General features: G+C 65.2%; 20 protein-coding genes. 7 read left to right on the top strand and 13 right to left on the bottom strand.

Translation table 11 applies throughout. From position 1 onward, the window contains the following. The first annotated feature begins 49 nt into the window (after positions 1-49). A complete protein-coding gene (locus tag LPB260_RS11330) occupies positions 50-1048 on the top strand; it encodes a DMT family transporter (RefSeq protein WP_208708829.1) in 999 nt (332 codons plus the stop codon). Here the strand turns inward: LPB260_RS11330 and LPB260_RS11325 are convergent. Continuing rightward, complete coding sequence (locus tag LPB260_RS11325; RefSeq protein ID WP_208708828.1) at positions 963-1673, bottom strand: tRNA-uridine aminocarboxypropyltransferase; 711 nt, start codon at positions 1671-1673, stop codon at positions 963-965. The genes LPB260_RS11330 and LPB260_RS11325 overlap by 86 nt on opposite strands. 173 nt (positions 1674-1846) lie before the next feature. Between LPB260_RS11325 and LPB260_RS11320 the strand changes: the two genes are divergently transcribed. The 3 genes from LPB260_RS11320 (at position 1847) to LPB260_RS11310 (ending at position 5142) form a co-directional block, all read left to right on the top strand. After that, positions 1847-2248, top strand: coding sequence for a quorum-sensing-regulated virulence factor family protein (locus tag LPB260_RS11320; RefSeq protein ID WP_208708827.1), 402 nt, complete (start codon positions 1847-1849; stop codon positions 2246-2248). 266 nt (positions 2249-2514) lie between these two features. Beyond that, positions 2515-3918: an MBL fold metallo-hydrolase RNA specificity domain-containing protein gene (locus tag LPB260_RS11315; RefSeq protein ID WP_208708826.1), complete on the top strand. Its 1404-nt coding sequence runs from the start codon at positions 2515-2517 to the stop codon at positions 3916-3918. A 144-nt stretch (positions 3919-4062) separates the two neighbouring features. Next, on the top strand, positions 4063-5142 hold the full coding sequence (locus LPB260_RS11310; protein WP_208708825.1) for an LOG family protein: 1080 nt from the start codon (positions 4063-4065) through the stop codon (positions 5140-5142). 167 nt (positions 5143-5309) lie between these two features. Here the strand turns inward: LPB260_RS11310 and recX are convergent, their stop codons facing one another. The 3 genes from recX to LPB260_RS11295 form a co-directional block, all read right to left on the bottom strand. Continuing rightward, the gene (recX, locus tag LPB260_RS11305; protein ID WP_208708824.1) at positions 5310-5771 is read right to left on the bottom strand and encodes a recombination regulator RecX; all 462 of its coding nucleotides are present in this window, start codon (positions 5769-5771) and stop codon (positions 5310-5312) included. 36 nt (positions 5772-5807) lie between these two features. Continuing rightward, positions 5808-6851, bottom strand: a complete 1044-nt coding sequence (gene recA, locus LPB260_RS11300; RefSeq protein WP_208708823.1) for a recombinase RecA — start codon at positions 6849-6851, stop codon at positions 5808-5810. A gap of 83 nt (positions 6852-6934) precedes the next feature. Continuing rightward, positions 6935-7441, bottom strand: a complete 507-nt coding sequence (locus tag LPB260_RS11295; RefSeq protein ID WP_208708822.1) for a CinA family protein — start codon at positions 7439-7441, stop codon at positions 6935-6937. Positions 7442-7525: 84 nt separating this feature from the next. On the opposite strand from LPB260_RS11295, the gene mutS reads away from it, so the two are divergent. Continuing rightward, a complete protein-coding gene (gene mutS, locus LPB260_RS11290) occupies positions 7526-10099 on the top strand; it encodes a DNA mismatch repair protein MutS (protein WP_208708821.1) in 2574 nt (857 codons plus the stop codon). Between the two features lie 138 nt (positions 10100-10237). Continuing rightward, a complete protein-coding gene (fdxA, locus tag LPB260_RS11285; protein WP_208708820.1) occupies positions 10238-10561 on the top strand; it encodes a ferredoxin FdxA in 324 nt (107 codons plus the stop codon). A 439-nt stretch (positions 10562-11000) separates the two neighbouring features. On the opposite strand, the gene rpoS is transcribed toward fdxA, so the two are convergent. The 9 genes from rpoS to LPB260_RS11240 all read right to left on the bottom strand — a co-directional run bounded on the left by rpoS (position 11001) and on the right by LPB260_RS11240 (position 19073). Further along, on the bottom strand, positions 11001-12008 hold the full coding sequence (rpoS, locus tag LPB260_RS11280) for an RNA polymerase sigma factor RpoS (protein WP_208708819.1): 1008 nt from the start codon (positions 12006-12008) through the stop codon (positions 11001-11003). A 105-nt stretch (positions 12009-12113) separates the two neighbouring features. Then, the gene (locus tag LPB260_RS11275) at positions 12114-12980 is read right to left on the bottom strand and encodes a peptidoglycan DD-metalloendopeptidase family protein (RefSeq protein ID WP_208708818.1); all 867 of its coding nucleotides are present in this window, start codon (positions 12978-12980) and stop codon (positions 12114-12116) included. Between the two features lie 57 nt (positions 12981-13037). Then, positions 13038-13976 carry a DUF368 domain-containing protein gene (locus tag LPB260_RS11270; protein WP_208708817.1) on the bottom strand — a complete coding sequence of 313 codons (939 nt, stop codon included), beginning with the start codon at positions 13974-13976 and terminating at the stop codon, positions 13038-13040. A gap of 24 nt (positions 13977-14000) precedes the next feature. Next, on the bottom strand, positions 14001-14636 hold the full coding sequence (locus tag LPB260_RS11265) for a protein-L-isoaspartate(D-aspartate) O-methyltransferase (protein ID WP_208710171.1): 636 nt from the start codon (positions 14634-14636) through the stop codon (positions 14001-14003). 41 nt (positions 14637-14677) lie between these two features. Then, on the bottom strand, positions 14678-15427 hold the full coding sequence (gene surE, locus LPB260_RS11260) for a 5'/3'-nucleotidase SurE (RefSeq protein ID WP_208708816.1): 750 nt from the start codon (positions 15425-15427) through the stop codon (positions 14678-14680). Further along, positions 15415-16473: a tRNA pseudouridine(13) synthase TruD gene (gene truD, locus LPB260_RS11255; protein ID WP_208708815.1), complete on the bottom strand. Its 1059-nt coding sequence runs from the start codon at positions 16471-16473 to the stop codon at positions 15415-15417. Before truD ends, surE begins: the two co-directional genes overlap by 13 nt. Beyond that, a complete protein-coding gene (gene ispF, locus LPB260_RS11250; protein WP_208708814.1) occupies positions 16470-16943 on the bottom strand; it encodes a 2-C-methyl-D-erythritol 2,4-cyclodiphosphate synthase in 474 nt (157 codons plus the stop codon). Before ispF ends, truD begins: the two co-directional genes overlap by 4 nt. A 63-nt stretch (positions 16944-17006) precedes the next feature. Continuing rightward, entirely contained in the window at positions 17007-17852 is an 846-nt protein-coding gene (gene fghA, locus LPB260_RS11245; protein WP_371926138.1) for an S-formylglutathione hydrolase, read from the bottom strand. Positions 17853-17960: 108 nt separating this feature from the next. Then, a complete protein-coding gene (locus LPB260_RS11240; RefSeq protein ID WP_208708813.1) occupies positions 17961-19073 on the bottom strand; it encodes an S-(hydroxymethyl)glutathione dehydrogenase/class III alcohol dehydrogenase in 1113 nt (370 codons plus the stop codon). Positions 19074-19230: 157 nt separating this feature from the next. Between LPB260_RS11240 and LPB260_RS11235 the strand changes: the two genes are divergently transcribed. Continuing rightward, complete coding sequence (locus tag LPB260_RS11235; RefSeq protein WP_208708812.1) at positions 19231-20127, top strand: LysR substrate-binding domain-containing protein; 897 nt, start codon at positions 19231-19233, stop codon at positions 20125-20127. Positions 20128-20151 lie beyond the last annotated feature (24 nt).

Below are 20151 nucleotides of genomic sequence, written 5' to 3'. Positions count from 1 at the left end.
GCCATGCTTTGCGGCACAGTCTGCGTCTTTGCCCAACTAGGATTGCTCCATGCGAAAGGAAGCCCTGCGCGCCGACCTGTTAATGCTCCTGACGGCCATGATCTGGGGGTCGGCCTTCGTGGCCCAACGCCTGGGCATGGACAGCATCGGCCCGTTTCTCTACAGCGGCCTGCGCTTCGCCCTGGCGGCGCTGATCCTGCTGCCATTGCTGCCCATTCTGCAGCGCCTCTCGCCTGACGCGCCGACACCGCCGGTGAATCGCCCGCTGCTGCTCGGCGGCGTGCTGATGGGCCTGGCCCTGGCCCTGGGGATCAACCTGCAGCAGGTCGGCCTGCTGTTCACCAGCGTGACCAACTCCGGCTTCATCACCGGCCTGTATGTGATCATCGTGCCGCTGCTCGGCCTGCTGATCGGCCACAAGACCGGCCTCGGCATCTGGCTGGGCGCCTGCCTGGCGGTGTTCGGCATGTTCCTGCTGAGCGTCGGCGAAGGTTTCCAGGTGGCCTCCGGCGACTGGCTGCAGCTGGCCGGTGCCTTCGTCTGGGGCGTGCATGTGCTGCTGGTGGGCTATTTCGCCGGGCGCCACGACCCGTTGCGCCTGGCCGTCGTGCAGTTCATCACCTGTGCGCTGATCAGCCTGCTGCTGGCCGTGCTGCTGGAGGAGATCCGCCTGGAGGCAATCCTCGCCGCCGGTCCGGCGATTCTCTACGGCGGTGTGTTCGGTGTGGCGATCGGCTTCACTCTGCAGGTGGTGGCGCAGAAGCATGCAATCGCCTCCCATGCGGCGATCATCCTCTCGTTGGAGGCGGTGTTCGCCGCCATCGCCGGCGCGCTGCTGCTCGGCGAGTCACTGGAAATGCGCGGCTACTTCGGCTGTGCGCTGATGTTCAGCGGCATGCTGCTGGCCCAGCTGTGGCCGCGCAAACTGCCGCCGCTGGTGGTTCCAGTGGCGCCGGCGGCGATCACAGAAACGCCCGCAAGCGCTGGTGCAGCGGATCATCCGGATCGATCGCGCGCTGCCCTTTCGCCGCCAGGTAGTGCTGGCTGAACACATCCAGATAGGCCCCCAGCGCATCGCCGGCGCGCTGGTCGCCGGCCAGCTCCAGGCAGAGCGCGGCGACCTCGGCGGTGCACAGGTGATCGCCGCGGGTGGAGCGGCGCAGGCGATAGCGCGACAGCTGCTCCGGCTTGAAGCTGAGCACCGGCAGATGATCCAGATAGGGGCTCTTGCGGAACATCTTGCGCGCCTCGGTCCAGGTCGCATCGAGCAGCACGAACAGCGGACGCTTGCCCGGTGCCACCTCGACCTCGCTGACCTCCCGCTCGGGCGCGGCATACTCGCCGGGAAACACCAGGTAGGGTTGCCATTGCGGATCGCTGAGCAAAGCCGGCAGGCTCGGATCGACCTCGGTGCGCAGCCAGCCGAAGGCCGAGGTATCGGCCACCACATCGGCGATCAGCCAGCCGGTGTTGCTCGGCTTCAGCGCCTCGACGTCGTGCATCAGGAGGCACACCGCCGACTCCGCCTCGACCCGCGGCCGCCAGGGGCACAGGCAATGGCTCGCGGCCAGCCGGCAGCTCGGGCAGCGGATGGTTTTGGAACCCCGCGCGACGAAGGGTTTGACGCTGCGCGCCAGGCGTGCGGCGCGTAGACGGGCAACGGCGTGGCTCATTTGGGCCGCGCCTGGGGGGCAAGATGAAGACGGCATGCTTGATCCTGGGTCGACAGGCGCGGCAGTCTAACAAAGCCGCCGTGCTACGGCGTGCCGATACGACTGAAGGCGCGGCTGCTGAACCTCCTGCGCCGCCTGCAGGTCCAACGTCCTCACCCCTACCGGAGCCCCCCATGCTGCGCGCCACCGCCCTGATCATCGCCCTGAGCCTGCCGCTCGGCGCCCAAGCCGCCTCGCTCAAGGACCATGAGCTGACCAAGATGCTGGAACAGGTCGCCCGCCAGAGCAGCCAGGGCACGCCACGGGCCATCAACGCCGACATCCTCGATCGTGGTTACACGGTCGAGGGCAACGAACTGATCAACCACCTCAGCGTACGCGCCCGCCATGCCGCCGAGATGCGCGGCAATCCCGACACGGTGCGGGCGCAGCTGGCCGACAGCGTATGCCGCAATGACGGCTTCCGCCGCTTGCTGGCCGATGGCGCGGTGCTGCGCTACCAGTTCAGCGAATACCAGAGCAACCGCCCGGTGACCAGCGAGCGCTTCGCCAAGGCCGACTGCGGGATGCCTTGAGCGCGCTATAGCAGCAACCGCCAAGGCAGATAAGCCGTATCAACGGATGAGCGGCATTGCTGCGGCGCCGGCTGCAACGGCTATCCGACTAGGCTAAAGGCGAGAGGGGCTCGTCGCGAACCGCCTACCGACTGCCAGCCGGCAGCGGCCCATTCAGGCTCGCCACGAGGCCGATGCAGGGCCGTGCTGACCAGGGTCAAGTCCACCCGACTCGCCTTGGTGCAGCCTGTGGCCATGCCCATCCCGCACTGCCAAGGAGCTCACCCATGGCGCTACTCAACTTCTACGGGGCCATTCAGCAGGTCACCGGCTCCTGCTACCTGGTCGAAAGCCGCGATGGCGCGCGGGTCCTCCTCGAATGCGGCATGCACCAGGGCCGCCGCCAGGAGGAAGATCGCAACCACGCGCCCTTCCCCTTCGATCCCGGCAGCCTGGACGCGGTGGTGATCTCCCATGCCCACCTCGATCACACCGGCCTGCTGCCGCGCCTGGTCGCCTCCGGCTACCGCGGGCCGATCTTCGCCACCGAGGCCTGCTGCGAGCTGATGGAACTGATGCTGCTGGACTCGGCGCATATTCAGGAGAAGGACGCCGAATGGGAGAGCAAGTGGCGGGTGCGCCAGGGCAAGCCGCCGGTCAAACCGCTGTACACCACCAAGGACACCGAGAAGACCCTGGCGCTGCGCCAGCCACTGCCCTACGGCAGGCCCCATGAAGTGGCCAAGGGCGTGCAGGTCACCTATCACGATGCCGGTCACATCCTCGGCTCGGCGATCGTCGAGTTCGAAGTGCAGGACCATCACCTGACCCGCCGCCTGGTGTTCTCTGGCGACCTGGGCAATACCTGCTCGCCGCTGATGTGCGATCCGGCCACGCTGGAGCGCGCCGATGTGGTGCTGCTGGAATCCACCTATGGCGATCGTGACCACCGCAACAACCGGGAAACCCTCGACGAACTGGCGCAGATCCTCCAGCAGGCCCATCGCGACGGCGGCAACGTGCTGATTCCGTCCTTCGCCGTCGGCCGCACCCAGGACCTGATCTACTACCTCGGGCGCTTCTACCAGGAGGGCCGCCTGCCGCAGCAGGCGGTGTTCCTCGACAGCCCCATGGCCATTCGTGCCAACGCCATCTATGCCCGCTATCACGAGCAGTTCGACCTGACCAACCAGGCGGAGATCAAGGCCAAGGGGGTCAGGCGCGTCGAGGACTGGCTGCCGATCCTGCGCTGCACGCCGTCACCGGAAGAGTCCATGGCGATCAACCGGATCAAGAGCGGCGCGATCATCATCGCCGGCAGCGGCATGTGCAACGGCGGACGCATCGTCCACCACTTCAAGCACAACCTCTGGCGCAGCGATTGCCACCTGGTGTTTCCGGGTTTCCAGGCGCGGGGCACAACCGGCCGGGCGATCGTCGACGGCGCGGAAACGGTGAAGGTGCTGCACCAGCGCATCGCGGTGAAGGCCAAGGTGCACACCCTCGGCGGCTTCTCCGCCCATGCCGGGCAATCGCAACTGCTCGACTGGGTCAGCCACTTCGAGCATCACCCGGAGCTGTATCTGGTGCACGGTGAACTGGAGAAGATGAAAGTCCTGCAACAGGTGCTGCGCGAGCGCCTGCAATGGATCGCCAACATCCCCGAACCCGGCGAACAGATCGCCCTGTAGCCTCTCCTGAGACGACCTTCTGGTCGCGCCCATTGCTCAGTCCCCAGCCGCAGAAACGCCGCGACCCAGCCATACTCTTGTAAAGGGCTGGGCACTTCAGGGAGTCGAAACGATCCGGTCCGCATTAGAAAAAGGAGAAGTTCTATGCCTGATGAATCGGACGACTACCTGTCTCGGCACTTCCAGATCAGCGGCATCGACCTGACCGGCAAGGTGGAGGAACTCACCTCTCTGGCCGTCCCCCCGGACAGCCCCAACCTGTCGCTGTATCGGGAAATGTTCATCACCGTGGTGCGCATGGCCCAGGCCGACCGCAATCGCTGGGACGCCAAGATCATGCTGCAGACCCTGCGGGAAATGGAGCACGCCTTCAGTACCCTGGAGCAGTTCAAGCGGCGGCGCAAGGTCACGGTATTCGGCTCGGCACGTACCCCGGTCGATCATCCGGTCTACCAGTTGGCCCGGGAACTGGGCGCCACCCTGGCGCGCTACGACCTCATGGTGGTGACCGGCGCCGGTGGCGGGATCATGGCCGCCGCCCATGAAGGCGCCGGCCTGGAGAACAGCCTGGGCTTCAACATCACCCTGCCCTTCGAACAAGGCGCCAACGCCACCGTTGAAGGCAGCGGGCACTTGCTGTCGTTCCACTTCTTCTTCCTGCGCAAGCTGTTCTTCGTCAAGGAGGCCGACGCCCTGGTGCTTTGCCCGGGGGGGTTCGGCACCCTGGACGAGGCCCTGGAAGTGCTGACCCTGATCCAGACCGGCAAGAGTCCGATCGTGCCGGTGGTACTGCTGGACCAGCCGGGCGGTAGCTACTGGGAGGAGCACCTGGCCTTTATCGAGAAGCAGGTGCTCGGCCACGGCTACATCCTGCCCAGCGACCTGCAACTGATCCGCCTGGTGCACAGCGCCGACGAGGCGGCCGAAGAGATTGCCCGGTTCTACGGCAACTTCCATTCCAGTCGCTGGCTGAAGGGCCTGTACGTCATTCGCCTCAACCACCCACTCGGCGAGGCGGCCATGCAGCAGCTCAACCACGATTTCAGGGACCTTTGCAAGAAGGGCGAATTCCAGCAGCAGCAGCCTTCCGAACTGGAGCAGGACGAGCCGGAACTGTCTCACCTCACGCGCCTGGCCTTCGCCTTCAACGGCCGCGACCACGGACGCCTGCGCGAGCTGCTGAACTTCATCAACCTGCCACAGAATTGGGCGAAGAAAGCCTGACGTCGTTCCAGGTCGATCCTCACCCGACCGGCCGCTGGGGAGCGGCCGGCCCTTGGCTTTTGATCGCAATGAGCCAGAAGCACCAGGGATATGAATGCCGATCCAGCCCGTCGCCAGAGCAGTAGTGGGGAATCAGGACGAGGATAGGCTGCCGGGCGCCTGCCGGTTCAATCGTCGATGCCGCGCAGCAGGCGGCCGATCAACTCATGGGAAAAACCGCGGTAGCTGAGAAAGCGCCCTTGCTGAGCGCGCTCGCGGGCGTCCTCGGGCAATTTGCCGGCGTACTTGCGTTGCCAGGCCGCGCGTAGCTGCTCGACCCAGTCGATACCGCTGTCGCGCAGCGCCTGCTCGACCTCGGCCCGGGCCAAGCCACGCTGGGTGAGCTCTTCGCGAATGCGCTGCGGTCCGTAGCCGGAGCGCGCGCGATGGCTGATGAAGCTCTCCAGATATCGCGCCTCGGACAGCAAGCCCTCCTCCGCCAGGCGATCCAGGGCCGCCTCGATCAGCTCGGCGCTGGCGCCGCGCTGACGCAGCTTGCGCGTCAGCTCGACCCGGCCATGCTCGCGGCGCGCCAGCAGATCCATGGCCGTGCGGCGCACCGCCAGCGGATTATCGAGGACCACGGGCATGCGCTAAGCCCTGCCGTACTCTCAGTGACCCCGGACTCAGGCGTCGACTTCGGCGCCAGCCAGGTCGTCGGCGGTGGCCTTGGCCGGCACGCTGGACACCAGCAGCTTCTCGCGGATCATGCCCTCGATGGTGCGCGCCACTTCCGGGTTGTCTTCCAGGTACTTGGCCGAGTTGGCCTTGCCCTGACCGATCTTGCTGCCCTGGTAGCTGTACCAGGCACCGGACTTCTCCAGCAGGCCCAGCTGCACGCCCAGGTCGATGATCTCGCCGTTACGGTAGATACCCTTGCCGTAAAGGATCTGGAACTCGGCCTGACGGAAAGGCGGCGCTACCTTGTTCTTGACGACCTTGACCCGGGTCTCGCTGCCGACCACCTCGTCGCCTTCCTTCACCGCGCCGGTGCGACGGATGTCCAGGCGCACCGATGCGTAGAACTTCAGGGCGTTACCGCCGGTGGTGGTCTCCGGGCTGCCGAACATCACACCGATCTTCATGCGGATCTGGTTGATGAAGATCACCAGGCAGTTGGCGTTCTTGATGTTGCCGGTGATCTTGCGCAGCGCCTGGGACATCAGGCGGGCCTGCAGGCCGACATGCATGTCACCCATCTCGCCCTCGATCTCCGCCTTGGGCACCAGGGCCGCCACTGAGTCGACGATGATCACGTCGATGGCGTTGGAACGCACCAGCATGTCGGTGATCTCCAGGGCCTGCTCACCGGTGTCCGGTTGCGAGACCAGCAGGTCGTCGACGTTGACTCCCAGCTTGCCGGCGTAGTCCGGGTCCAGCGCGTGCTCGGCATCGACGAAGGCGCAAGTGGCACCGAGCTTCTGCGCTTCGGCGATCACCGACAGGGTCAGGGTGGTCTTGCCCGAGGACTCAGGGCCATAGATCTCGACGATACGCCCCTTGGGCAAACCGCCGATGCCCAGGGCGATGTCCAGGCCGAGCGAGCCGGTGGAGATGGCCGGAATCGCCTGGCGCTCGTGGTCGCCCATGCGCATCACCGCGCCCTTGCCGAATTGCTTTTCGATCTGGCCCAGGGCAGCCGCCAAGGCGCGCTTCTTATTCTCGTCCATTGAAGTCCTCACGTGATCAAGAGGGCCTGACGGCCAACAACTGTATAAGTAGCCAGTATTATTCCACAGGGCAAGTCGCCCGCCTACCCCGCCTCCGGATTTTCTTTCGCCAACAGGCGCAGCAACCCCTCTAGGGCGGCCTCGACCGTTTGTCGGCGAACTTCGCCACGGTCGCCGGTGAACTGCCGGCGCTGGCTGAACAGCTGTGCGCCGTCGCTCCAGGCCAGCCATACGGTGCCCACCGGTTTGTCCGGCGAACCGCCATCCGGGCCGGCCACGCCACTGACCGCCACGGCGTAGCGCGCGCCACTGGCGCCCTGGGCGCCGCGCACCATGGCCTCGACCACCTCGCGACTGACGGCCCCAACTGTTGCGAACAGCGCCTCGGGCACATCCAGCTGCTTGCTCTTCTGGGCATTGGAATAGGTGACGTAGCCGGCCTCGAACCAGACCGAGCTGCCGGGAACCCGGGTGATGGCCTCGGCGATACCGCCGCCGGTGCAGGATTCGGCCGTGCTCACCTGGGCCTTGGCGGCCAGCAGCCGCGCACCCAGTTCGGTGGCCAGACGAGTCAGCTCTCGATCATCCACAGTCTTTCGCGCTCCGGGGTGAAACGGGTAAGGGCGATACCCTACACTAGGCGCTTTTGCGATTCAGCCGGACAGTTAATCACGATGAGCCAAAGCGATCTCAGCGCCCACACCCCGATGATGCAGCAGTACTGGAAACTGAAGAACCAGCACCCGGACCAGCTGATGTTCTACCGCATGGGCGACTTCTACGAGATCTTCTACGAGGACGCCAAGAAGGCCGCCAAGCTGCTCGACATCACCCTCACCGCCCGCGGCCAGTCCGCCGGGCAGGCCATTCCGATGTGCGGCATCCCCTTCCATTCCGTCGAGGGCTACCTGGCCAAGCTGGTCAAGCTCGGCGAGTCGGTGGTGATCTGCGAGCAGGTCGGTGATCCGGCCACCAGCAAGGGCCCGGTGGAGCGTCAGGTGGTGCGCATCATCACCCCCGGCACGGTCAGCGACGAAGCCCTGCTCGACGAACGCCGCGACAACCTGCTGGCCGCCGTGCTCGGCGACGAGCGCCTGTTCGGCCTGGCGGTGCTGGACATCACCAGCGGCCGCTTCAGCGTGCTCGAGATCAAGGGCTGGGAGAACCTGCTGGCCGAGCTGGAACGACTCAACCCGGTCGAACTGCTGATTCCCGATGACTGGCCCCAGGGCCTGCCGGCAGAGAAGCGCCGCGGCGCTCGACGCCGGGCCCCTTGGGATTTCGAGCGCGATTCCGCACACAAGAGCCTGTGCCAGCAATTCGGCACCCAGGACCTCAAGGGCTTCGGCTGCGAGAACCTGACCCTGGCCATAGGCGCTGCCGGCTGCCTGCTCGGCTACGCCAAGGAAACCCAGCGCACCGCCCTGCCGCACCTGCGCAGCCTGCGCCATGAGCGCCTCGACGACACGGTGATCCTCGACGGCGCCAGCCGGCGAAATCTGGAGCTGGACATCAACCTCGCCGGCGGACGGGACAACACCCTGCAGTCGGTGGTCGATCGCTGCCAGACAGCCATGGGCAGCCGCCTGCTAAGTCGCTGGCTGAATCGCCCGCTGCGTGACCGCGCGGTGCTGGAGGCGCGCCAGGAGTCGATCGACTGTTTCCTGGAGCGCTATCGCTTCGAGACTTTGCAGCCGCAACTCAAGGAAATCGGCGATCTGGAGCGCATCCTCGCCCGTATCGGCCTGCGCAACGCCCGGCCCCGCGACCTGGCCCGCCTGCGCGATGCCCTGGCGGCGCTGCCACAGCTGCAACAGGCGATGAGCGTGCTGGAGGCGCCGCACCTCAAGGCGCTGGCTGCCAGCGTGAGCACCTATCCGGAACTGGCGGATCTGCTGGCACGGGCGATCATCGACAATCCGCCGGCGGTGATCCGCGAAGGCGGCGTGCTGAAGACCGGCTACGACGCCGAGCTGGACGAGTTGCAGGCGATGAGCGAGAACGCCGGCCAGTACCTGATGGACCTGGAAACCCGGGAGAAGGCCCGTACCGGCCTGGCCAACCTCAAGGTCGGCTACAACCGCGTGCATGGTTATTTCATCGAGCTGCCGAGCAAGCAGGCCGAGCAGGCGCCCGCCGACTACATCCGCCGGCAGACCCTCAAGGGCGCCGAGCGCTTCATCACCCCCGAGCTGAAGGAGTTCGAGGACAAGGCGCTGTCGGCCAAGAGCCGCGCCCTGGCGCGCGAGAAGATGCTCTACGAGGCCCTGCTCGAGCTGCTGATCGAACACCTGGCGCCGCTGCAGGACAGCGCCGCCGCCCTGGCCGAGCTGGACGTGCTGAGCAACCTGGCCGAGCGCGCGCTGACGCTCGACCTCAACCGCCCGCGCTTCGTCGACGAGCCCTGCATGCGCATCGAGCAGGGCCGCCATCCGGTGGTGGAGCAGGTATTGACCACGCCCTTCGTGGCCAACGACCTGCGCCTGGACGACGCCACGCGCATGCTGATCATCACCGGCCCGAACATGGGCGGTAAGTCCACCTACATGCGCCAGACCGCACTGATCGTGCTGCTGGCCCATATCGGCAGCTTCGTCCCGGCAGCCAGCTGCGAGCTGTCGCCGGTCGACCGCATCTTCACCCGCATCGGCTCCAGCGACGACCTGGCCGGCGGCCGCTCGACCTTCATGGTCGAGATGAGCGAAACGGCCAACATCCTGCACAACGCCAGCGAACGCAGCCTGGTGCTGATGGACGAGGTGGGCCGCGGCACCAGCACCTTCGACGGCCTGTCGCTGGCCTGGGCCGCCGCCGAGCAGCTGGCCAAGCTGCGCGCCTACACCCTGTTCGCCACCCATTATTTCGAGCTGACGGTGCTGCCGGAGAGCCAGCCGATCGTCGCCAACGTGCACCTCAACGCCACCGAGCACAACGAGCGCATCGTCTTCCTGCACCACGTGCTCCCCGGCCCGGCCAGCCAGAGCTATGGTCTGGCAGTGGCGCAGCTGGCCGGGGTTCCCAGCGAGGTCATCACCCGCGCCCGCGAGCACCTGGCGCGCCTGGAAACCACCAGCCTGCCCCACGAATTGCCCCCGCAGGAACCGGGACAAGCCGGTGTCCCTCTGCAGAGCGACCTGTTCGCCAGCCTGCCGCACCCGGTGCTGGAAGAATTGTCGAGGATCAATCCGGATGATCTAACGCCACGCAAGGCATTGGAGCTGTTATATACATGGAAGACACGCATCTAACGCTGACTCGCGCAAGCTGATAGAATCGCGCGCATTTTTATGACTGCCCGGTTTAAAGCCTGAGCCGCGGCCAATAACGAACGCCTGCACGCCCCGCATAGATGGGGCCAGGCCGCCGCCCGAGGAGAGAATCAAGCCATGACCTTCGTCGTTACCGACAACTGCATCAAGTGCAAATACACCGACTGCGTGGAAGTCTGCCCTGTCGACTGCTTTTACGAAGGCCCGAACTTCCTGGTGATTCACCCGGACGAGTGCATCGACTGCGCGCTGTGCGAGCCCGAATGCCCGGCACAGGCGATCTTCTCCGAAGACGAGGTCCCGGAGGACATGCAGGAATACATCGAACTGAACGCCGACCTGGCGGAAGTCTGGCCGAACATCACCGAGAAGAAGGACGCCCTGCCGGATGCCGAGGAATGGGACGGGGTAAAGGACAAGCTGCAGCACCTGGAACGCTGAGTCTCAGCAACAGCTCAAGGAAAGGCCCGCCATACGCGGGCCTTTTACTTTTCTGCGGACAAAAAAAGGGGCGGTTTTACCCGCCCACTCTTTTGTCCCTACTCCCTTTATTTCCCAGCTCATCATCCTGATGAAACCGCATCCGGCGGTTGTCCTGGTCACCTTCCTTAGCGACCTGTGTCTGTCCCTCGACACAGGTGTGATATTAGCGATTTCTGGAACGCCTACAAGCCAGCGGCAGCTCATCAAAAGCACTCGAACGCGCACTCGATAAAAATAATAATCAACAATATCAAAACGTTACGATATTTATACGACCCCGAAGAGCCACTAGCCCGCGGCACTTTCCTGCAATTGCTTACATCCCTTGTAAGCAATGACTTACATGAACAGCCACAAAAAACCCGGCATCAGCCGGGCCTCTTGCTGCCTGTATCGCTCACTGAAACAACGAATCACTCGACAGGCCATTGCTCTCGAGGATTTCGCGCAGGCGCTTGAGCGCCTCAACCTGGATCTGCCGGACTCGCTCGCGAGTCAGACCGATTTCCTGGCCGACCTCCTCCAGGGTGCAGGTCTCATGGCCCCGCAAGCCGAATCGACGTACCACGACTTCACGCTGCTTGTCGGTCAGTTCCGACAGCCATTGGTCGATGCTCTGCGACAGATCATCGTCCTGCAACAGCTCACAGGGATCGGTCGGCCGATCATCGGTCAGGGTATCGAGCAGGGTCTTGTCCGAATCCGGGCCGAGGGACACATCCACCGAAGACACCCGCTCGTTCAGGCCCAGCATGCGCTTGACCTCACCCACCGGCTTCTCCAGCAGATTGGCGATCTCTTCGGCCGAGGGCTCATGGTCGAGCTTCTGGGTCAACTCACGAGCGGCGCGCAGGTAAACGTTCAGCTCCTTGACCACATGGATCGGCAAGCGAATGGTGCGGGTCTGATTCATGATCGCCCGCTCGATGGTCTGGCGAATCCACCAGGTGGCATAGGTCGAGAAGCGGAAGCCGCGTTCGGGGTCGAATTTCTCCACCGCGCGAATCAGCCCGAGATTGCCTTCCTCGATCAGGTCGAGCAGCGACAGGCCGCGATTGACATAGCGGCGGGCGATCTTCACCACCAAGCGCAGGTTGCTTTCGATCATGCGCTTGCGCCCGGCGGGGTCGCCCTTCTGCGCCAGACGCGCGAAGAACACCTCCTCTTCGGGAGTAAGCAGGGGAGAAAAACCGATTTCGTTGAGGTACAGCTGAGTGGCGTCGAGCGCCCGGGTGTAGTCGATGTACTTGTGCTGCTTGCTGCTTGCCGAATTCTTGGCCTTGGAACGAGAAGCCGGTGCTGGCTTCTCCTCTTTCAAGCCGCCGTCCAAAACAATGCCAGGCTCCATCAGGAGCACTTCATCGTCGACGTCAAACTCCGGCGTTTCTTTTTTTTTGAGAGCCATTGTGGTTGCTCCTTGCTGAGTTCGACAGCAAGCCCGAGCGTCGCCTGGATCCCTGGCTACACCTGAGCCCGTTCCTCCCACGAAATGGAACAGGCCGGCGACTGATCAACGGCGAGGCAAGTATTGCAATGGATCTACAGGTTTACCCTGACGGCGAATTTCGAAGTGAAGCTTCACCCGGTCGGTTCCCGTGGAACCCATCTCGGCAATTGTCTGCCCGGCCTTGACCCGCTGCCCCTCCCGTACCAACAGCCTGCGGTTATGTCCGTAGGCACTGACGTAGGTATCGCTGTGTTTGATGATCAACAACTCGCCGTAGCCCCGTAAACCACTCCCGGCGTACACCACTGATCCATCAGACGCAGCCAAAACAGGCTGGCCTAATTCCCCCGCGATATCAATGCCTTTATTCAAACTACCGTTTGACGAAAAACGCCCGATCACGGCGCCGTTCGACGGCCAGGCCCAGCCGCTCGCGGAGCGCTGAACCGGCTGCACCGGCGTGGTGGCTGGCGTGCTCTGAACCGGCGTGGCCGGGGCGCTGCGCACTGGCGTGACGGGCGCTGGAGCAGCGGCCACCGACGGCGCGACAGGCGCCGGCCGGCTGACCACCGGTGCCGCCGTCGCTGCGGGGGCGGGACGCGCGACGGGTTGACCATCGAAGCGAATGATCTGCCCCACCCGGATCAGATAGGGGGCCGTGATGCCGTTTCGTGCGGCCAGCGCCTTCCAGTCCCAGCCGAAGCGAAAGGCGATCGAATAGAGCGTATCGCCACGACGCACCACGTATTGCCCACTGGTTACGGTCGGGCGCTGCTGGGCCGCCGCCGCACGGTGATTACGGTCAACCACCTGCACCCCACCGGATGGAGGGCTGGCGCAACCGCTCAGCAACACGCCCAGGACCAGGCCACCCAGCAGGCAACGGAGGCGGCTGCAGCGAGCTGGCGATTGAATGGCAGTGAAGCTCACCCGTGTCTCCCCTATTTGGCAAACGGCATGGGTTGGTAGGCGCGTATTGTGCCGCAATTAATTGCGGCAACCAGTGTTTTGCTGCAAGCGGCCGGCCAGCCATTCCAGGCCGAGCACCAGCAGCACCCCGGACAGGGCCAGGAGGATGGCCAGCAGCAGCTGCGGATCCTGGCCGCTGATCTCGGCAAACCGCCCGGGCAACAGGTTGGCCTGCAGCAGCGGCACCTGCTCGCCGTGACGGTCGGTCCGCCAGGTCAGGGTCTCCTTCCAGGGCCAGATCTTGTTCAGCGAGCCGAGCATCAAGCCGGTGAGGAAGGCCAGGCTCAGGTCGCGCCAGCGCACCAGCAGCCAACGCAGAAGGCTGGCGAAGCTGACGATGCCCACCAGGCAACCGCTGGCGAACAAGGCCAACACACCGACATCCAGGCTTTTGACCGCGCCGAGGACGAAGGGGTAGAGCCCCAGCAGGACCAGAATGAAGCTACCGGATATCCCCGGCAGGATCATCGCGCAGATGGCGATGGCACCGGCGAGGAACAGGCTCAGCGGATCATGCCCCCACTGCACCGGCGCGGCCACGGTGATCCAGTAGGCAAAGCCCATCCCCAGGACGAAGCTAAGCCCGCGAGACCAATTCCAGCGTTGGATCTCCCGCGCCACTATGTGCGCGGAAACCAGGATCAGGCCGAAGAAGAACGACCAGACCGCGATGGGCTGAGCCACCAGCAGGTAGCTGATCAACCGCGCCAGGCTGAGCACGCTGGTGAGGATGCCGGCCAGCAGTACCAGCAGGAAGGTCGCGTTGGCCGCCTGCCAGGCCGCCACGATACGCCCGCGCAGGAGCATGCCCAAGGCCGCCGGCACGCTGGCGAGCGAGCGCAGCAACTCGTCATAGATGCCACTGATAAAGGCCACGGTGCCGCCGGACACGCCGGGCACCACATCGGCCGCGCCCATGGCGATGCCCTTGGCATAGAGCAGGAATTGTTTCTTCATGGATCCATCCGGTTAAGCGTGAGGTCAGGCCAGCGGCCCATTGAGCAGAGGCACGAAGCGCACGGCATCCAGCACATGCCTGGCAAAGCCGTGTTCCTCGCGAACGATCAGCAGCAGTTGTTGCACATCGCCGGCGCCAACCGGGATCACCAGGCGCCCGCCCGGAGCCAGCTGGTCGAGCAGGGCCTGGGGCACCTCGGTGGCAGCCGCAGTGACGATGATGCCGTTGTACGGCGCCAGCGCCGACCAGCCCTCCCAACCATCGCCCCAGCGGAACACCACATTGCGCAGGTTCAGCTCGCTAAGACGTTCCTTGGCCCGGTCCTGCAAACCCTGAATGCGCTCGACGGTGAACACCCGCTCGACCAGCTGGGCCAGGATCGCGGTCTGGTAACCGGAGCCGGTGCCGATCTCCAGCACCTTGTCCAACGGCCCGGCCGCCAGCAGCAGCTCGCTCATCCGCGCGACCATATAGGGCTGGGAGATGGTCTGATTGCTGCCGATCGGCAGCGCGGTGTCCTCGTAGGCACGGTGCGCCAGGGCCTCATCGACGAACAGATGGCGCGGCGTACGGCGGATGGCCTCGAGCACATGGGCGTTGGACAAGCCCTCTTCGTACAGACGCTGGATCAGTCGCTCGCGGGTGCGCTGCGAGGTCATGCCGATGCCCCGGCGCTGCAGTTCGTCCTGGTCCCGATTCATCAGAGCAAGCTCTCCAGCCAAGGTTGCAGGCCGTTGAAGCCTTCCCTAAAGGTGCGGTCCAGCTGCAGCGGTGTCACCGACACGTAGCCCTGGGCCACCGCATGGAAATCCGTTCCCGGGCCACCGTCCTCGGCGGCGCCGGCCGCGGAAATCCAGTAGCCCTCCTTGCCACGCGGATTGACCACCTTGACCGGCGCCGCGGCACGGGCCCGATGGCCAAGGCGCGTCAACTGGATCCCGCGCACCTGATCCAGTGGCAAGTTGGGAACATTGACGTTGAGCACGGTGCGCGGCGGCAGGTCGAGGCGCTCATGGGCGGCCACCAGCTTGCGGGCGAAATAGGCCGCGGTCGGCAGGTTGTCCGGCGCCCGCGACAGCAGGGAGAAGGCGAACGCCGGACGCACCAGGAAACGCCCCTCCAGGGCGGCGGCCACGGTACCCGAATAGAGCACGTCGTCGCCCAGGTTGGCGCCGAGGTTGATGCCCGAGACCACCAGATCGGCCAGCTCCGGGAGCAGGCCGTTGAGCCCCAGGTGCACGCAGTCGGTGGGCGTGCCGTTGAGGCTGATGAAGCCGTTGGCCAGGGTTTGCGGGTGCAGCGGCCGGTCCAGGGTCAGCGAGCTGCTGGCGCCACTGCGGTCCTGGTCGGGCGCGATCACCGTGCAATCGGCATAGTCGAGCAGCGCAGCATGCAGCGCGGCGAGGCCCGGCGCCGCCACGCCGTCGTCGTTAGAAATCAGAATACGCATGGGTTATCCGTCTGCCCTGCCGGCAGTAGATCGACGAGTTCGCGCACCAAGACAGTGGCGAAGCATCCAGCCGGCAGGACGAATTCCAGTTGCAGAATGTCAGGCTCCGGATAATGCCACGTCAAACCGCCGATGGGGAGGCGCAGGATGCGCCGTTCGTGCTGCAGGCCCGCTTCTGCCAGCCAGTCGACCAGCTCGCTGTCGCTTTGTGCCAGGCGCTGCTCCAGTTCCTGGGTGGCGCCCTCGGCGGAGGACTGACCGGCGCCCCACAGCGGCCCGGTCGGGTGCAGGTCGAGCAGCGCCAGACGCGGGTCGTCGCACTCGGCCGCGCCGGCCATGAAGAAGCTGCGACTGTCGGTGAAGGCCAGCAGATCGCCGACCTGCGCTCGGTTCCAGGTGCCGGCGGCGACACGCTCGGCAAGGGCACGATTGAACAAATAGCTGCGCGCCGCCGAGAGCACCCGCGAGCGTACATTGCGCTTCTCGGGCAAGCTGCTGCCTGCGGCAAAGTGCCGGGCATGGGCCAGATTCCCGCCCTCATGGCCGAAACGCTGCAAGCCGTAGTAGTTCGGGATGCCCTGGGCCGCGATCTGCTGCAGGCGTCCATCCAGGGCTGCGATGTCAGCCTCGAGCTGGGTCAGGCGCAGGGTAAAACCATTGGCGGCATGCGCACCGCGCTGCAGCTTGCGGCTATGCCGCACCTGCTTGAGGACACTCAGGCTGGCGTCTTGCGCCGCGCTCAGATCAGGATCGAGCTTGCCCGGCAGGTGCAGGCTGAACCACTGCCGGGTCAGGGCCTGGCGATCCTTGAGCCCGGCATAGCTGATCATCCGCAGCGGCACCCCGGCGGCGCGGGCGATGCGCTTGGCCGCCTCCTCGGTATTCAGCCCGCGCTTCTCCACCCATAGCCAGAGGTGCTCGCCCTCGCCGGCCAGCGGGATATCCAGTACCTCGTCGACCTGGAAGTCTTCCGCGCTGGCCTTGAGCACTGCGCTGCCGCAGGCCGGGCCATGGGCGCGCGGGCCCAGCAGTTCGAGCTCGGTCATAGGCCGACCAACAGCGCCACGGCATGCACCGCGATGCCTTCCTCGCGACCGGTGAAGCCGAGCTTCTCGGTGGTGGTGGCCTTGACGTTTACCTGGTCCAGATCGACCTGCAGGTCTGCGGCGATCCGCTCGCGCATGGCCGGAATATGCGGGGCCATCTTCGGCGCCTGGGCGACGATGGTGGCGTCGACATTGCCGACCCGCCAGCCCTTGGCCTGGATCAGGCCGAGCACGTGGCGCAGCAGCGCCCGGCTGTCGGCGCCCTTGAAGCGCGGGTCGGTGTCAGGGAAATGCCGGCCGATATCGCCGAGGGCCGCCGCGCCGAGCAACGCATCGCTGAGCGCATGCAGCAGCACGTCGCCGTCGGAGTGGGCGATCAACCCGAACCCGTGGGGAATCCGCACGCCACCGAGGGTGACGTGATCGCCCTCGCCGAAGCGGTGCACATCGTAGCCGTGACCAATACGCATAAAGAACAACGCCCTGAAAATTCAGGGCGTGATTCTACAGGACTCTCGACGACTGGGAGTCTTTCAGCTCTGCAGCGCCTGCGCATGATGACGCAGATGGTCATCGATGAAACTGGCGATGAAGTAATAGCTGTGGTCGTAGCCCGGCTGCAGGCGCAGAGTCAGCGGATGCCCGACTGCCTGGGCGGCGCCTTGCAGGGCCTCGGGCTTGAGCTGATTGGCGAGGAAGTCGTCGCGGTCGCCCTGGTCGACCAGGATCGGCAAGCGCTCCGAGGCCTCGGCGATCAGCGCGCAGGCATCCCACTCGCGCCAGCGCGAGCGATCTTCACCGAGGAAGCGGGTGAACGCCTTCTCGCCCCAGGGGCAGTTCATCGGATTGGTGATCGGCGAGAAGGCCGACAGCGACTGGTAGCGCCCGGGGTTGCGCAGAGCGCAGACCAGCGCGCCATGGCCGCCCATGGAATGACCGCTGATGCCACGCTTGTCCGAGACAGGGAAGTTGGCCTCGATCAACGCCGGCAACTCCTGCACCACGTAGTCGTGCATGCGGTAGTGACGGGCCCAGGGCTCCTGGGTGGCGTTGAGGTAGAAGCCGGCGCCCTTGCCGAAGTCCCAGGCGCCATCCGGGTCGCCGGGCACGTCGTCGCCACGCGGACTGGTGTCCGGCGCCACGATGATCAACCCCAGCTCCGCGGCCAAGCGCTGGGCGCCGGCTTTCTGCATGAAGTTCTCGTCGGTGCAGGTCAGGCCGCTCAACCAGTACAGCACCGGCAGCCTGGCGCCCTGCTCGGCCTGCGGCGGCAGGTAGACGGCGAACACCATGTCGCAATTCAAGGTGCTGGAGCGGTGACGGTAACGCTTGTGCCAGCCGCCAAAACTCTTCTGACAGGAAATATTTTCCAAGGTCATGACAATCCCCTCAGATCCTTAGGGTGCGCCGTGCGCACCTATGGGTTGCGGTGCGCACGGCGCACCCTACGAGTAATCCAAGCGGCCAGACGGCCGCGCGACTTCACGTCAGAAATGAATGACGGTGCGGATGCTCTTGCCTTCGTGCATCAGTTCGAAGGCCTGATTGATGTCGTCCAGCGGCATATTGTGGGTGATGAAGGTGTCCAGCGGGATTTCGCCCTTCTGCGACTTCTCGACATAACCCGGCAGCTCGGTGCGGCCCTTGACGCCACCGAAGGCGCTACCGCGCCAGACGCGACCGGTGACCAGCTGGAACGGACGGGTGCTGATCTCGGCACCCGCCGGCGCCACGCCGATGATGGTCGACTCGCCCCAGCCCTTGTGGCAGCACTCCAGCGCCGCACGCATCAGCTGCACATTGCCGATGCACTCGAAGCTGTAGTCGACACCACCGTCGGTCATTTCGACGATGACTTCCTGGATCGGCTTGGCATGGTCCTTGGGATTGACGAAGTCGGTTATACCCAGCTCACGGGCCACGGCTTCCTTGGCCGGGTTGATGTCGATACCGATGATGCGCGAAGCCTTGGCCATCTTCGCACCGATGATCGCCGCCAGGCCGATACCGCCCAGACCGAAGATCGCCACGGTAGCGCCCTCTTCCACCTTGGCGGTGTTGAGCACCGCACCGATGCCGGTGGTGACGCCGCAGCCCAGCAGGCAGACCTTGTCCAGCGGCGCTTCCTTCGGGATCACGGCAACGGAGACTTCCGGCAGCACGGTGTACTCGGAGAAGGTCGAGCAGCCCATGTAGTGGTAGACCGGCTGGCCCTGGTAGGAGAAGCGCGTGGTGCCGTCCGGCATCAGGCCCTTGCCCTGGGTGGCCCGGACCGAGCTGCACAGATTGGTCTTGTTGGACTTGCAGAACTTGCACTGGCCGCACTCGGCGGTGTACAGCGGGATCACGTGATCGCCCACCTTGACTGAGGTCACCCCTTCGCCGACTGCCTCGACCACGCCACCGCCCTCGTGACCGAGGATGCAGGGGAATACGCCTTCGGAATCCTGACCAGACAGGGTGTAGGCGTCGGTGTGGCACACGCCGGTGGCGACGATGCGCACCAGCACTTCGCCGGCCTGGGGCGGCGCGACGTCCACTTCGACGATCTGCAGGGGTTGGTTGGCGGCAAAGGCCACGGCAGCACGGGACTTGATCATGTTCGCTCTCCGATGGGTGCAAAAGTGGCGGAAAGTATAGATCAGCCACCAATCATCAATAATCAGCCAACATGCAAAACATTATTGCCAGCCAGGGACAATCGCAGGCCTGCCAGCTTAGAATCTGTGGCCACCCCACCACCCTAGGAGCGCCACGATGAGCCGCTGGGAAGGCCTGGATGAGTTCGTCGCCGTGGCCGAATGCGGCCAGTTCACCGCTGCCGCCGAACGCCTGGGCCTGTCTTCTTCACAGGTCAGCCGGCAGATCGCTCGCCTGGAAGACCGGCTGCAGACCCGCCTGTTCTACCGCAGTACCCGCCGGGTGGCACTGACCGAGGCCGGCCAGACCTTCCTGCAGCACTGCCAGCGCCTGCAGGACGCCCGCGAAGAGGCGCTGCGCGCGGTCGGCGATCTCGGCAGCGAACCCAAGGGCTTGTTGCGCATGACCTGCGCGGTGGCCTACGGCGAGCGCTTCATCGTGCCACTGGTGACCGACTTCATGAGCAGGCACCCCCAGTTGCGGGTCGAGATCGAGCTGAGCAACCGCACCCTGGACATGGTCCAGGAAGGACTCGATCTGGCCATTCGCCTCGGCCGCCTGCAGGACTCGCGCCTGGTGGCCACGCGCCTGGCGCCGCGGCAGATGTACCTGTGCGCGGCGCCGGCCTACCTGCAGCGCTACGGCCGCCCGCACAGCCTGTCCGAGCTGAGTCGGCACAACTGCCTGATCGGCAGCTCGGATACCTGGACCTTCCAGCTCAACGGCCGCGAGTCGGCCCAGCGGGTCCAGGGCAACTGGCGCTGCAACAGCGGTCAGGCGGTGCTGGAGGCGGCCCTGCGTGGACTGGGGCTGTGCCAGCTGCCGGACTACTACGTGCTGGAGCACCTGCGCAGCGGCGCCCTGGTGTCCTTGCTGGGCAACCAGCAGCCGCCGAACACCGCGGTCTGGGCGCTCTATCCGCAACAGCGCCACCTGTCGCCCAAGGTGCGGCAACTGGTGGACTACCTCAAGGAAGGCCTGGCGCAACGCCACGAATACCGCGCGAACGCCTGATCGGCGAGCGGAAGGAGCGGAGGG

The sequence above is a fragment of the Pseudomonas sp. LPB0260 genome (assembly GCF_013388395.1).
The sequence above is the reverse complement of the archived record's forward strand: the minus strand, read 5'-3'. Positions and strand labels throughout refer to the sequence as shown.

Bases quoted from the DNA above. Each gene is read 5' to 3' on its own strand.
- LPB260_RS11330 (WP_208708829.1), top strand. From the start codon at position 50: ATGCGAAAGGAAGCCCTGCGCGCCGACCTGTTAATGCTCCTGACGGCC.
- LPB260_RS11325 (WP_208708828.1), bottom strand. From the start codon at position 1,673: ATGAGCCACGCCGTTGCCCGTCTACGCGCCGCACGCCTGGCGCGCAGC.
- LPB260_RS11320 (WP_208708827.1), top strand. From the start codon at position 1,847: ATGCTGCGCGCCACCGCCCTGATCATCGCCCTGAGCCTGCCGCTCGGC.
- LPB260_RS11315 (WP_208708826.1), top strand. From the start codon at position 2,515: ATGGCGCTACTCAACTTCTACGGGGCCATTCAGCAGGTCACCGGCTCC.
- LPB260_RS11310 (WP_208708825.1), top strand. From the start codon at position 4,063: ATGCCTGATGAATCGGACGACTACCTGTCTCGGCACTTCCAGATCAGC.
- recX (WP_208708824.1), bottom strand. From the start codon at position 5,771: ATGCCCGTGGTCCTCGATAATCCGCTGGCGGTGCGCCGCACGGCCATG.
- recA (WP_208708823.1), bottom strand. From the start codon at position 6,851: ATGGACGAGAATAAGAAGCGCGCCTTGGCGGCTGCCCTGGGCCAGATC.
- mutS (WP_208708821.1), top strand. From the start codon at position 7,526: ATGAGCCAAAGCGATCTCAGCGCCCACACCCCGATGATGCAGCAGTAC.
- fdxA (WP_208708820.1), top strand. From the start codon at position 10,238: ATGACCTTCGTCGTTACCGACAACTGCATCAAGTGCAAATACACCGAC.
- rpoS (WP_208708819.1), bottom strand. From the start codon at position 12,008: ATGGCTCTCAAAAAAAAAGAAACGCCGGAGTTTGACGTCGACGATGAA.
- LPB260_RS11270 (WP_208708817.1), bottom strand. From the start codon at position 13,976: ATGAAGAAACAATTCCTGCTCTATGCCAAGGGCATCGCCATGGGCGCG.
- LPB260_RS11265 (WP_208710171.1), bottom strand. From the start codon at position 14,636: ATGACCTCGCAGCGCACCCGCGAGCGACTGATCCAGCGTCTGTACGAA.
- surE (WP_208708816.1), bottom strand. From the start codon at position 15,427: ATGCGTATTCTGATTTCTAACGACGACGGCGTGGCGGCGCCGGGCCTC.
- truD (WP_208708815.1), bottom strand. From the start codon at position 16,473: ATGACCGAGCTCGAACTGCTGGGCCCGCGCGCCCATGGCCCGGCCTGC.
- ispF (WP_208708814.1), bottom strand. From the start codon at position 16,943: ATGCGTATTGGTCACGGCTACGATGTGCACCGCTTCGGCGAGGGCGAT.
- fghA (WP_371926138.1), bottom strand. From the start codon at position 17,852: ATGACCTTGGAAAATATTTCCTGTCAGAAGAGTTTTGGCGGCTGGCAC.
- LPB260_RS11240 (WP_208708813.1), bottom strand. From the start codon at position 19,073: ATGATCAAGTCCCGTGCTGCCGTGGCCTTTGCCGCCAACCAACCCCTG.
- LPB260_RS11235 (WP_208708812.1), top strand. From the start codon at position 19,231: ATGAGCCGCTGGGAAGGCCTGGATGAGTTCGTCGCCGTGGCCGAATGC.